Source organism: Rummeliibacillus sp. TYF005 (assembly GCF_003844195.1).
Lineage (GTDB): Bacteria > Bacillota > Bacilli > Bacillales_A > Planococcaceae > Rummeliibacillus.
In genome coordinates, this window is the sequence record NZ_ML122541.1 from 126,977 (window position 1) to 140,567 (window position 13,591).

At 35.8% G+C, this 13,591-nt stretch carries 12 protein-coding genes and 1 riboswitch; of the genes, 11 read left to right on the plus strand and 1 reads right to left on the minus strand.

Translation table 11 applies throughout. From position 1 onward, the window contains the following. Window position 1 precedes the first annotated feature (1 nt). The 10 genes from CW357_RS00575 (at window position 2) to CW357_RS00620 (ending at window position 12,080) form a co-directional block, all read left to right on the plus strand. Window positions 2-2,368: an endonuclease MutS2 gene (locus CW357_RS00575; protein WP_124217070.1), complete on the plus strand. Its 2,367-nt coding sequence runs from the start codon at window positions 2-4 to the stop codon at window positions 2,366-2,368. 27 nt (window positions 2,369-2,395) lie between these two features. Next, on the plus strand, window positions 2,396-2,809 hold the full coding sequence (locus CW357_RS00580) for a DUF350 domain-containing protein (RefSeq protein WP_119415569.1): 414 nt from the start codon (window positions 2,396-2,398) through the stop codon (window positions 2,807-2,809). A gap of 351 nt (window positions 2,810-3,160) precedes the next feature. Beyond that, on the plus strand, window positions 3,161-4,849 hold the full coding sequence (locus CW357_RS00585; protein WP_119415568.1) for an AMP-binding protein: 1,689 nt from the start codon (window positions 3,161-3,163) through the stop codon (window positions 4,847-4,849). A gap of 96 nt (window positions 4,850-4,945) precedes the next feature. Beyond that, a complete protein-coding gene (locus CW357_RS00590) occupies window positions 4,946-5,530 on the plus strand; it encodes a TetR/AcrR family transcriptional regulator (protein ID WP_124217071.1) in 585 nt (194 codons plus the stop codon). Between the two features lie 65 nt (window positions 5,531-5,595). Further along, window positions 5,596-6,369 (plus strand): enoyl-CoA hydratase, encoded by a 774-nt coding sequence (locus tag CW357_RS00595; protein WP_119415566.1) that lies wholly within the window; start codon window positions 5,596-5,598, stop codon window positions 6,367-6,369. A 21-nt stretch (window positions 6,370-6,390) separates the two neighbouring features. Beyond that, entirely contained in the window at window positions 6,391-7,164 is a 774-nt protein-coding gene (locus tag CW357_RS00600) for an electron transfer flavoprotein subunit beta/FixA family protein (RefSeq protein ID WP_119415565.1), read from the plus strand. Window positions 7,165-7,195: 31 nt separating this feature from the next. Continuing rightward, the gene (locus CW357_RS00605; RefSeq protein WP_119415564.1) at window positions 7,196-8,170 is read left to right on the plus strand and encodes an electron transfer flavoprotein subunit alpha/FixB family protein; all 975 of its coding nucleotides are present in this window, start codon (window positions 7,196-7,198) and stop codon (window positions 8,168-8,170) included. Between the two features lie 155 nt (window positions 8,171-8,325). Continuing rightward, entirely contained in the window at window positions 8,326-8,640 is a 315-nt protein-coding gene (gene trxA, locus CW357_RS00610) for a thioredoxin (protein WP_102691131.1), read from the plus strand. A 66-nt stretch (window positions 8,641-8,706) separates the two neighbouring features. Beyond that, on the plus strand, window positions 8,707-10,497 hold the full coding sequence (uvrC, locus tag CW357_RS00615) for an excinuclease ABC subunit UvrC (RefSeq protein WP_119415563.1): 1,791 nt from the start codon (window positions 8,707-8,709) through the stop codon (window positions 10,495-10,497). A gap of 43 nt (window positions 10,498-10,540) precedes the next feature. Beyond that, window positions 10,541-10,724, plus strand: a riboswitch (Lysine riboswitch). Between the two features lie 123 nt (window positions 10,725-10,847). Beyond that, entirely contained in the window at window positions 10,848-12,080 is a 1,233-nt protein-coding gene (locus tag CW357_RS00620) for an aspartate kinase (RefSeq protein WP_124217072.1), read from the plus strand. Between the two features lie 193 nt (window positions 12,081-12,273). Here CW357_RS00620 and CW357_RS00625 read toward each other — a convergent pair whose 3' ends face one another. Then, complete coding sequence (locus CW357_RS00625) at window positions 12,274-12,693, minus strand: DUF2507 domain-containing protein (protein ID WP_119415561.1); 420 nt, start codon at window positions 12,691-12,693, stop codon at window positions 12,274-12,276. 274 nt (window positions 12,694-12,967) lie between these two features. On the opposite strand from CW357_RS00625, the gene CW357_RS00630 reads away from it, so the two are divergent. After that, window positions 12,968-13,576 carry a succinate dehydrogenase cytochrome b558 subunit gene (locus CW357_RS00630; protein WP_119415560.1) on the plus strand — a complete coding sequence of 203 codons (609 nt, stop codon included), beginning with the start codon at window positions 12,968-12,970 and terminating at the stop codon, window positions 13,574-13,576. Window positions 13,577-13,591 lie beyond the last annotated feature (15 nt).

Sequence of the window (13,591 nt, forward strand, 5' to 3'; positions counted from 1 at the left end):
AGTGATTGCAGAACGCGCACTAAAAACACTAGAGTTTGATAAGGTACGTGCCCAAGTGGCAACTTATTGTACATGTTCTATCGGTACATCAGCAATTGAAAAATTAGTACCTGAAACAGATTTAGCAACAGTGAAGAAATTATTAGATGAAATGGATGAAGGGTTATCTATTTTACGTGTAAAGGGATCTGTGCCGATGGGAGGAATATTCGATATTCGCCCTCATGCAAAACGTGCACAAATTGGTGGTATGTTGAGTCCTCAAGAATTGATGGAAATCTCAAGTACCATTCGAGCGAGTCGCATCTTCCGTGAATTTATCGAAGTTATTGAAGATGAAGATGTGATTCAAATTCCGCATTTTATACAAAAGAAAAATGATATTCCTGTGCTCACTGGATTACAACATGAGATTAATTCTTGTATTGATGAAAATGCAGCAGTCATGGATTCTGCAAGTTCTGAATTACGCTCAATTCGTCAACAATTGCGTGCGCAAGAAGGCAGTGTACGTGAAAAGTTGGCAAGTTTAACTCGAGGTAGCAACGCTTCTAAAATGCTTTCTGACTCAATCATTACTATTCGTAACGATCGTTTTGTAATTCCTGTAAAGCAAGAATACCGAGGACACTATGGCGGTATCGTACATGACCAATCTGCATCAGGACAAACACTTTATATTGAGCCTGATGCTGTAGTTCAAGCTAATAATGAAATTCACCGTCTAAAGGCAAAAGAAAAAGTAGAAATTCAAAAAATATTGCTTCATCTTTCGGCTTTGGTTCAAGAGGTTGCACACTCGTTATTCGAACTAGTTCAGTTATTAGGTGAAATTGATGTTATATTGGCCAAAGCAAAATATGGACAGGCCAACAAATGTACAATGCCTATTATGAATGATGAAGGTTATCTTAAATTAGGAAAAGCACGTCATCCTTTATTGCCAATAGACGAAGCAGTAGCCAATGATATCGAGTTTGGTCGTGATATTACAGCAATTGTTATTACTGGTCCAAATACTGGTGGTAAAACAGTTACTTTAAAAACAGTAGGCTTATGTACTTTAATGGCGCAGGCTGGAATTCCTGTACCTGCATTAGATGGATCGGAGTTATCTGTATTTACAGAAGTATTTGCTGATATTGGTGACGAACAATCCATTGAACAAAGTTTATCTACATTCTCTAGTCATATGGTGAATATTGTAGATATCCTTCAAAAGTTTGATGAGCGTTCATTAATCTTATTCGATGAATTAGGCGCAGGTACTGACCCTCAAGAAGGTGCAGCGCTTGCAATATCTATCTTAGACGAAGTTCATGGACGAGGTGCTCGTGTTATGGCAACAACACACTATCCTGAACTTAAGGCTTATGGCTATAATCGTGAAGGTGTTATTAATGCCAGTGTTGAATTTGATATTGAAACACTTAGCCCAACTTACCGTTTACTAATTGGTGTCCCAGGACGCAGTAATGCTTTTGAAATTTCAACTCGACTAGGATTACCAGAACATATTATTAATAGTGCCAAATCTTTCACAGGTACAGATCGACATGAAGTCGAATCGATGATTGCTTCTCTTGAAGAAAGTCGCCGTCGTTCCGAAGCTGATGCAGAACGCTCTCATCAATTATTAGAAGAGGCCGAAAAATTACAAGCAGAACTTGATAAAAAGTTAAAAGAATATGAAGAAAACAAAGAAGAGCTTGCTAAAAAAGCAAAAGAAAAAGCTCGCAAAATTGTTGAGGATGCAAAACGAGAAGCAGAAGAAGTAATCGATGAACTTCATAAAATGCGTTTAAATGCAAACAAAGTCGTCAAAGAACATGAAATCATTGAAGCACGTAAAAAACTAGAAGAAGCTGCTCCAGAAGAAAATCGCATTTTGAAAAAACAACGCCAAGCGAATGCTCGTGCTGTCAACTTGCAAAAGGGCGATGAAGTTAAAGTACTAAGCTACGGTCAAAAAGGCACATTACTAGAAAAAGTTTCAGATAAAGAATGGATTGTTCAAATTGGTATTTTGAAGATGAAGCTCGAAGAATCTGATTTAGAATATGTGAAACCTGAAAAAGTGAAAGATACAGTATCAGTTGCCAATGTTCGAAATCGTGATTCTTATGTGAAATTGGAATTAGATTTACGAGGAGAACGCTATGAAGATGCAATGATTCGTACTGAAAAATATTTAGATGATGCATTATTGTCTAACTATAATCGAGTATCCATTATTCATGGTAAGGGTACAGGTGCTCTTCGACAAGGAATCCAAGCATTACTAAAACGACATAAACGAGTGAAATCATACCGTTACGGTGAAGCTGGGGAAGGCGGATATGGTGTTACCGTTGTGGAATTGAAATAATAGAGAATTATGGAAGTGGGGGATTTTATGTTGCTAAGTAGCTTTTGGCATCATCCAATTGTTGAGACAGCAGGCTATTTCAGTATTGTTGTACTATGCCTCGTTGTATCAATGGTAATATTTGAGCTAGTTACAAAATATAAAAACTGGCAAGAAATAAAGAACGGCAATATCGCTGTGGCCTTAGCAACTGGCGGTAAAATCTTAGGGGTGTGTAATATATTCCGTTATTCGATCGAGAGACACAATTCATTGATAGAAATGATTGGTTGGGGATTGTTTGGATTTATCTTACTGATCTTCGCTTATATTCTTTTTGAATTTTTGACACCAACATTTAATATTGATGAGGAAATTGAACAGGATAATAAATCTGTTGGTTTTATTTCCTTTACAATTTCAGTTGGTTTATCATTTGTGATAGGTGCAAGTATTTCTTAGCAGTTTAGGAGAGTTCAAATGGAAACTTTAGCAAAAGTTTTAATGGTGGTATGTGGTCTTTTCATTATTACAGGAATTGTCTATTTAATGATGAACTAAAAGCCAGTTAGACGATGTAATTATAGATTAATATATAAAAAGCTAGGCTCAAATTAGATGCGAGCCTAGCTTTTTATTTTAAGGCTATTCTTTAAATGATAAAGATGATATGTTAATTAAATTCTCTATTAATCAATTAATTTCTAGAAAAAACGTAAAATTGGTGAATATTAATTGAAAGCGCTCCCTATTTTCCTTATAATTAAAATTAGCAATATTCTAAAATTTTGCATGGTAAAGGAGGCGTATCAATTGACCGAAAAAATTTGGTTAAAGAACTATCCTCCAAATATTCCTACAACAATGGAATACGAGGAAATTCCATTACAGGAATATTTGACGAGGGCTGTAGAAAAAACTCCTACGAAAATTGCGATTCACTTTCTTGGTAAAGAATTAACTTATCAAGAGTTATATGAATCCTCATTAAAGTTTGCAAATTATTTAGTGAAAATTGGCATCGAAAAAGGGGATCGCGTAGCAATTATGCTGCCAAACTGTCCGCAAAGTGTTATAGCTTATTACGGTATCTTATATGCTGGGGGTACTGTGGTTCAGACAAACCCACTTTATACTGAAAGGGAGGTAGAATATCAACTTAAAGATTCAGGTGCTAAGGCAATTGTTACATTAGATATACTTTATCCTCGTATTATGAAAGTGCAAAAGAATACAGATTTAGAAAATATAATTGTAACGGGCATAAAAGATTATTTACCATTCCCGAAAAATCTGTTGTATCCTTTTGTTCAAAAAAAGGAATATGGTTTTAAAGTGACAGTTGAGCATAGTGGCATGAATCATCTTTTTACTGAAATTATGAAGATTGGCCAAGTGAAAAAGGTTGAAGTTTCAACCAACAATGAAGATGATATTGCGTTACTTCAGTATACTGGAGGTACAACAGGTTTTCCGAAAGGCGTTATGTTGACGCATAAAAACCTAGTGGCCAACGTACAAATGTGCAGTGTCTGGATGTCTGAATGTACACCTGGTGAAGAAGTAATTATGGGGGTATTACCATTTTTCCATGTGTATGGTATGACAACTGTTTTACTACTATCAGTAATGCGTAAAGATAAAATGGTGTTAATGCCTAAATTTAATGCAACAGATACGTTAAAAGCCATTCAAAAACAAAAAGCTACTCTGTTCCCTGGTGCACCAACATTATATATTGGCCTCCTGAATCATCCAGATATTGATAAATATGATCTCTCATCTATTAAAGCATGTATAAGTGGATCAGCTTCATTACCTGTTGAAGTACAAGAAAAATTCGAAAAAGTTACTGGAGGAAAATTGGTAGAAGGATACGGATTAACAGAATCTTCACCGGTAACACATGCCAATTTCTTATGGTATGGAGAACGTGTAAAAGGTTCTATAGGTGTTCCATGGCCAGATACAGATGCGGCTATTTTTAAGACAGATACATTAGAACAGTTGCCTGTAGGTGAAGTGGGTGAAATTGCAGTAAAAGGCCCACAAGTGATGAAAGGATACTGGAATCGTCCTGAGGATACAGAGATGACTTTACGTAATGGCTGGTTACTAACAGGTGATTTAGGCTATATGGATGAAAACGGGTATTTCTTCGTGGTTGATCGGAAAAAGGATATCATAATTGCTGGTGGCTTTAATATATATCCACGTGAAATAGAAGAAGTTTTATATGAGCATGATGCGGTACAAGAATGTGTTGTTGCAGGTGTACCAGATCCATATCGCGGTGAAACAGTAAAAGCATATATTGTATTAAAAGAAGGTTATCAAGTAACCGAAGATGAGTTCAATGAATATTGTCGTGCAAATTTAGCGGCATATAAAGTCCCAAGAATATATGAGTTTCGTTCAGAACTTCCTAAAACAGCTGTAGGAAAGATTTTACGTAGATCTTTAGTGGAAGAAGAAAAAGCAAAACAAGAACAGTTAAACTAAAAATTGTACGATGCTTGACATCCTCCGGATGAAAATATATTATAAAAATATGAATGAATGGTCATTCATATTTTTAAAAAACCGGTGGTGATCAGATTGAAAAAAAACAAGCTTAAATACAAACAGATTATTGACGCTGCTGTCATCGCAATAGCGGAAAATGGTTATCACCAGGCACAAGTTTCCAAGATTGCGAAACAAGCAGGTGTAGCTGATGGAACAATTTATCTATATTTCAAAAACAAAGAGGATATTTTGATATCTGTTTTTCAAGAGAAAATGTCAGTTTTTGTTGATAACTTGCGGGAAATTATTAATGATAGTAATTCAGCTTCTGAAATGCTCTATCGAATGATTGAAGGACATTTTAAGGTGCTATCGAATGATCATCATTTAGCAGTTGTTACTCAATTAGAACTTCGTCAATCCAATAAAGAACTTCGTTTGAAAATTAATAGTATTTTAAAAGGATATTTAAAATTGCTTGACGAAATATTACAAAAGGGTATTGAAGATGGAGAGTTTCAAGAGAATATTGATATTCGTTTAACAAGACAAGTGATTTTTGGAACGATAGATGAAGTATCTACAACTTGGGTAATGAAAGAGCAAAAATATGATTTAGTTGAAATGGCACCACGCGTTCATCAGATTTTACAAAAAGGGATTCAAAAGGGGTAATAAAAGGTGGCAAAGTGTCACAACTTTGCCACATACATATTTTTTCACAAAGGAGGAAATAGGGAATGGAATATCTAAATTATAGAGTGGATGAAGGTGTTGCTATTGTGACGATTAATCGTCCACCTGCAAACGCTTTATCTAGCGGACTAGTTGAGGAAGTAAATCGTCTTTTAGATACAGTTGAAAATGATCCAGATATACGAGTAGTTTTGTTACATGGGGAAGGTAGGTTCTTTTCAGCTGGAGCAGATATAAAAGAATTTACTGAATTTTCAACAGTTGATGCTTTTTCAACATTATCAACTAGAGGACAAGATGTCTTCGAAAAACTGGAAGCCTTTCCTAAACCAATCATAGCAGCAATTCATGGTGCGGCTTTAGGTGGAGGGCTTGAACTTGCAATGAGCTGTCATTTTAGATACGTAAGTGAGACAGCGAAATTAGGTTTACCTGAATTACAGCTAGGTCTAGTACCAGGGTTTGGTGGCACACAGCGCTTACCACGTTATGTTGGTGCAGCAAAAGCGGCAGAAATGATGTTCACTAGTGATCCTATATCTGGTATTGAGGCTGTAAAATGGGGGCTTGCGAATCGAGCGGTACCCGAAGAGTCCTTATTAGAAGAAGCACTTAAAACTGCTAAGAAAATTGCAAAGAAAAGTCCAATTGCTTTAAAAACAGCAATCGAACTACTGCAATTTACAAAACCCGCATCTTTCTATGAAGGGATCTCTGCTGAAGCTGAAGGATTTGGAAAAGTTTTTGCAACAGAAGATGCGAAAGAAGGAATCCAAGCATTTATCGAAAAAAGAGAGCCTGTTTTTAAAGGTCAATAAAAGTATTGGGAGGTTAGTTATATGAATATTTATGTATTAGTAAAACGAACTTTTGACACTGAAGAGAAAATCGTATTAAACGGTGGCGTTATTCAAGAAGACGGTGCAGAATTTATCATCAATCCTTACGATGAATATGCAATTGAGGAAGCCATTCAAATCCGTGATGCACAAGGTGGAGAAGTGACAGTTGTTACAATTGGCGGAGAAGACGCTGAAAAACAACTTCGCACAGCCTTAGCAATGGGTGCCGATAAAGCAGTACTAATCAATGCAGAAGAAGATGTAGAAGATTTAGATCAATTCTCTGTAGCATATATTTTAGCCGAATACTTAAAAGACAAAGAAGCAGACCTGATTATAGCTGGTAATGTTGCAATAGATGGTGGATCTGGTCAAGTAGGTCCACGTGTTGCTGAATTATTAGATATCAATTATGTTACTACAATTACAGACTTAGATATCGATGGTGATACTGTTAAACTTGTGCGAGATGTAGAAGGTGATTCAGAAGTGATTGAATCTTCGTTACCATTATTAGTAACAGCACAACAAGGTTTAAACGAACCTCGTTATCCGTCTTTACCTGGAATCATGAAAGCTAAGAAAAAACCATTAGAAGAACTAGAATTAGATGATTTAGACATTGATGAAGATGACGTTGAAGCAAAAACAGAAACAGTAGAAATCTTCTTACCAGCTCAAAAAGAAGCTGGTCGCGTGCTTCAAGGTGAATTGCAAGACCAAGTAAAAGAACTTGTTCAATTACTACATTCAGAAGCAAAAGTTATATAAGCTGATTTAATATTGCTGAGGAGGAAATCGTATGTCAAAAAAAGTACTAGTTTTAAGTGAAGTACGTGAAGGAACTTTAAGAAATGTTTCGTTTGAAGCAATTGCATCTGCAAAAACAATTGCTGATGGCGGTGAAGTAGTTGGCGTTCTAATTGGAGATGCAGTAGAAACTTTAAGTGCAGAACTGATTCAATATGGTGCTGATCGTATTGTGACTGTGGAACATCCTCATTTAAAACAATACACATCTGATGGCTTTAGCCAAGCATTTGTTGCAGTAGCAGATGCAGAAAAGCCAGATGCTATTGTGTTTGGTCATACAGCACTTGGTAAAGACTTGTCACCGAAGATTGCAAGTAAATTACAAAGTGGATTAATCTCAGATGTGACAGCAATTGAGGGTGAAGGTGATGATGCTTTATTTATCCGTCCAATTTACTCAGGTAAAGCATTTGAAAAAGTAAAGGTAAAGGATGGCTTAGTATTTATCACAATTCGTCCAAATAACATTGCGCCACTTGAAAAAGACGAGTCTCGTTCAGGTGAAGTTTCTAGTATATCAGTAGATATTACAAATTTACGTACTGTTATTAAAGAAGTAGTACGTAAAACTACAGATGGAGTAGATTTATCTGAAGCAAAAGTAGTGGTATCTGGTGGCCGAGGTGTTAAAAGTGCTGAAGGCTTTGCTCCATTACAAGAATTAGCAAAAGTTTTAGGCGGCGCTGTAGGTGCTTCACGTGGTGCATGTGATGCAGATTATTGCGATTATTCATTGCAAATTGGTCAAACTGGAAAAGTCGTAACTCCAGATTTATATATTGCTTGCGGAATCTCTGGAGCAATCCAACATTTAGCAGGTATGTCTAATTCAAAAATCATCGTAGCGATTAACAAAGACCCTGAAGCTAATATTTTCAAAGTAGCAGATTACGGGATAGTTGGAGACTTATTTGAAGTCGTACCAATGTTGATCGAAGAATTCAAAAGTGTTGCTGTAAAATAATGATTCGAAAAGCTCTGTGAACTTTTGCAGAGCTTTAATTTTTATTAAAACAAAATATTATGTTAAAATAGTGCAATAGTGAGCAGAACAGTCGCCTCATAATTTCTTTTATGCTACACTACCGATACATATAGTATTAAGGAGGAAATATAAAAATGGCAATTGTACATTCAACAGACGCAACATTTTCAAATGATATTGCAAATGGATTAGTATTAGTAGACTTCTGGGCAACTTGGTGTGGACCATGTAAAATGATCGCTCCAGTACTAGAAGAACTTGATCAGGAATTAGCTGGTAAAGTGAACATTGTAAAAGTAGATGTTGACCAAAACCAAGAAACTGCTAGCCAATTTGGTATTATGTCAATCCCAACACTATTATTGTTCAAAGATGGCGAACAAGTTGATAAAACTGTTGGTTTCCAACCAAAAGAAGCATTAGCTGAATTCATCCAAAAACACGCGTAAGTTTTTTTGGGTTATAAACGAAACCGGGTTCCTACTAGGTACCCGGTTTTTTTTAGAGGTGATTTGATGAATGATTTAATCAAACAAAAGCTATCTATCTTACCTGACCAACCAGGATGCTATTTAATGAAAGATCGACAAGGTACTATCATTTACGTGGGAAAGGCAAAAGTACTTAAAAATAGAGTACGTTCATACTTTACTGGAACGCATAATGGTAAAACACAACGACTTGTTAGTGAAATTGAAGATTTCGAATACATTGTAACTTCCTCAAATAAAGAAGCCTTTTTGCTCGAACTAAATTTGATAAAATTACATGATCCAAAATACAACATCATGTTAAAGGATGATAAAACATATCCTTATATCAAAATCACAAACGAAAAACACCCACGATTATTGACAGTTCGGAAAGTTAAAAAAGACAAAGGCAAATACTTTGGACCATATCCAAATGTCTATGCAGCAAATGAAACTAAAAAATTGCTTGATCGCTTATATCCTTTACGAAAATGCCAAACCCTTCCTAATCGTGTTTGCTTGTATTACCATATCGGTCAATGCCTAGCCCCTTGTATAAAAGATATAGAAAAAAAGGTATACGATGATATGGTTCAGGAGATTGTGAATTTCTTAAATGGTGGCCACGCAAAGGTTAAAGAAGAATTACAGAAAAAAATGTTAGCTGCTTCTGAACAGCTAGATTTTGAGCGTGCAAAAGAATATCGAGATCAAATAGCTCATATCGAGTCTGTAATGGAAAGACAAAAAATTACGACAACTGATTTTACCAATAGAGATGTATTTGGCTATGCGGTAGATAAGGGATGGATGTGTGTCCAAGTATTTTTTGTAAGACAAGGAAAACTTATTGAACGAGATGTATCTTTATTTCCTTCATATGGTGAACCGGAAGATGAGTTTCTAACTTTTGTAGGCCAATTTTATGAAAAGGCGGAACATATTAAACCGAAAGAAATTCTTATTCCCAAAGAAATTGAAGGAGATATGTTGCAACAAGTCTTAGATATCAACGTGTTACAACCACAAAGAGGAAATAAGAAGGAATTGCTTGATCTAGCATCAAAAAATGCTCAAATAGCAATTTCAGAAAAATTCCAACTAATCGAGAGACAAGAACAAAGAACAGTGGGTGCTTGTGAACAACTAGGTGATGCGATGAATATTGCTACTCCACTACGAATTGAAGCGTTTGATAACTCGCATATTTTCGGGGCTGATACTGTTTCAGCCATGGTTGTCTTTATAGATGGTAAACCTAGTAAAAAAGAATACCGTAAATTTAAAATCCAAAATGCAAATGCACATGATGATTATGGTGCAATGAGAGAAGTTATTCGTCGGCGTTATTCGAGAGTTTTAAAAGAAGGTTTACCACTTCCAGACTTACTGGTGACTGATGGAGGGAAAGGTCAGATGGAAGTGGCCAGAGAAATTTTGGAAGATGAGCTAGGGCTAGATATACCAATAGCTGGATTGGCAAAAGATGATAAGCATCAAACGTCTCAATTGCTTTATGGAAATCCGCCTGAGATTATTCCATTAAAACGAACTAGTGAAGCGTTTTATCTATTACAGCGTGTCCAAGATGAAGTGCATAGATTTGCAATTACATTCCATAGACAATTACATGAAAAAAATGCTATTACATCTATTTTAGATGAGATTCCAGGAGTAGGCCCAAAAAGGAAACAACAATTACTAAAACATTTTGGATCGATTAATAAGATTAAAAAAGCAACTTTTGATGAATTGCAAAAAGCTGGTGTACCTAAAAAACTAGCTCAGACAATAATTGACTTTTTTTCGGAAAAACGATTGCAAGGGAAGTAAATGATATGGTATCTTAGTGTCACCAATTAAAAATCACTGATTTAGTGATGATAGAGGCGCGGATTTCAATAGTACCCGACCGGAGGATGATTAGATTCTTTGAAAGTCGGTGAAAGGGGAAGCCGCCGAAGTTGCAAGTTTGCTAATTCCAACTTGCTGCTGGTTCTACATTGAAGAAATGTAGAATTGTCAGAGTCGAAAATAGATTCTGGAGGGCTATCTCACATGAATGTTCTTTTGAACGTGCATGCTAAGAGCAGCCTATTCACTTTATGTGAAGAGCTGCTCTTTTTTCATTAGAAGTCATTGTGAAAGTCGCCCACACATTCTGATGTAGGGGGAGCGTTTTGATGAGTACTTTAGTAGTGAAATTTGGCGGAACTTCCGTTGCAACAACAGAAAGAATTATGCATGTTGCTAAGCGCATTCAGCGTGAGAAACAAAATGGATATGACATTGTCGTTGTCGTATCAGCAATGGGTAAAACAACGGATCAACTTGTGGATATGGCCCACGAAATTTCCGAATCACCTTCAAAGAGGGAAATGGATGTATTGTTGACCACTGGAGAACAAGTGACGATTTCATTGTTATCAATTGCATTACATAAGTTAGGAATCGAGGCAAAATCATTTACTGGCTGGCAAGCAGGTATTGTTACAGAACATGTACCAAGTAACGCGAGAATCGAGAACATAAAGCCAAAAGCAGTCAATGATGCGTTAAAAGCAGGGGAAGTGGCTGTCGTTGCTGGCTTCCAGGGGATAGATGACGAAGGAAATATTACTACGCTTGGACGTGGTGGTTCAGATACGACTGCAGTTGCTATTGCTTCAGCGTTAAATGCCGAACGTTGTGATATTTATACAGATGTTGATGGTGTTTATACGAGTGATCCACGATTTGTAAAAGGTGCTAGAAAGTTAAAGGAATTGTCTTATGACGAAATGCTTGAACTAGCGAACCTAGGAGCAGGTGTCTTACATCCACGATCTGTCGAAGTAGCAAAAAATCACAACATTCCTATGTCTGTTCGTTCGAGTTACGAGGATGTTGAAGGTACAATCTTGAAGGAGGAAATCGAAGTGGAAAAAGATTTAGTAGTACGTGGTGTTGCGTTTGAACCGGATATTATTCGTTTAACAGTATATTATAAAGAGGCCTATAATGGTTCGTTAGCTAATATTTTTACAACATTAGCAAAAAATCATGTCAATGTTGATATTATTGTTCAAACGATTATTCAAGGAACACAACCATCTGTATCATTTTCAGTAAAAAAAGAAAATTTACAAGATACATTACAAGTTCTATCTGAACATAAAGATATCCTTGGATATGATCATATAAATTACGAAGGCGAACTAGCAAAAGTTTCAATTGTAGGATCAGGTATGGTATCAAATCCAGGTGTAGCAGCTTCCATGTTCGACCGTTTATATCGTGAAGGTATACCAGTAAAAATGGTAAGTACTTCTGAAATAAAAGTATCAGTTGTAGTACCACAAGAAGATATGTTAAAAGCTGCGAATGCACTACATGAGGAATTTGGTCTTTCATTAAAAGAAAAGGTTGCACAATAATAAAAAAGAAATGTATAGATAAGTTAAAAGGACTTCACAAAAATAGTTTTAGTGGAGTCCTTTTGCATAAAAAGACTCTCTCACTAATATTCAATGAGAGAGTAATATTTTTTTGAATACCCGACGTATACTTAGATTATTATGTAATATAAGATTTTAAAGACATGCTAATCTTCTAAGTGGTATTAATCTATTATTCTTCTATTTTATCTTTTAAGTCCCATTTAATATGGAATTTGACTTGACCTTGCTTAACTTTTTTCTCTTCATAGCATTCCGTTAAAAAGCCACTACATTTTTGTTGGTTTTGAGCTAAAAAACCCGCTTCTAGACGAAAACAACGTTGGTCAAATTTAAGAATCTCTGGATCACCAGTTAAAGTACAAAATGCTTCACTTGCGGAAACCTTATCGATAGTCAAATCTCCCCAACCAGCTTCATGGAAGAAAGGGATTGCTTCTTCTAATTCATAGAGTGGAAATTTCCGGGCTAATTCTTTTCCGCTCCAATATAGAATATCTTCTTCATTTTTGCCCAAAATAGAAGATAGTACGTGATCACGGATTAATTCATATCCAAATTGTGTTATTTCATGCTTTTGTTGAGTAGACATTGAAGGTCCTTCTTTCATATTTTTTTGCCTATATTATTTCTAAAAAAGAAATATCAAATGCCAAGTAGGAAATCTCTACTTATTTAAGAATAATCTAGACAAGAACTACTTATATAAAAAGTTCATGATTCCTTGACGCTATTGTGGTATGAGAGTACAATAAACTTGTCATAATATTGTACCATTATGAAACAAGCAGTCAATAGATGTCCGGTTACAAAAACGTGGCAAAAAATTGACATCTTGTTTCCAAGTACTAAGGGGGGTAACAGTCTTGTCGAAAGATCGAGAGTTTTATTGGCGTCGTCTGCATTCTCTTCTTGGAATTATTCCAGTAGGGCTATTTTTGACGCAACACTTGTTAATCAATTTCTCAGCAACAAACGGAGAAGCATCATTTAACAAAGCAAGTGAATTTATGGGGAATCTACCATTTTTATGGTTCCTTGAGTGGTTCGTAATTTACATTCCTTTAATGTTCCATGCATTCTATGGTGTGTTTATTGCATTTACAGCATCACCAAATAACAAACGTTTTGGTACTTTCCGTAACTGGATGTTCCTATTACAACGTATTACTGGTGTATTCTTAGTAATTTTCATTGCTTGGCATATTTTCCAAACAAGAATCCAAAAAGCACTTGGTACAGAAGCTGACTTTAACATGATGGTTGATATTTTATCTAACCCAATCATGGTTGTATTCTATGCATTAGGTATTATCTCAGCTACTTTCCATTTAGCTAATGGTATTTGGTCATTCTTAGTAAGTTGGGGTATTACACAATCTCCAAAATCTCAAAGAGTTGCAACTTTCATCACAATGATTTTCTTTGTAGTGTTATCTGTAATCGGCGTTGGCGCTCTACTTGCATTTTTGTAATAGTCTAGTGAAGAC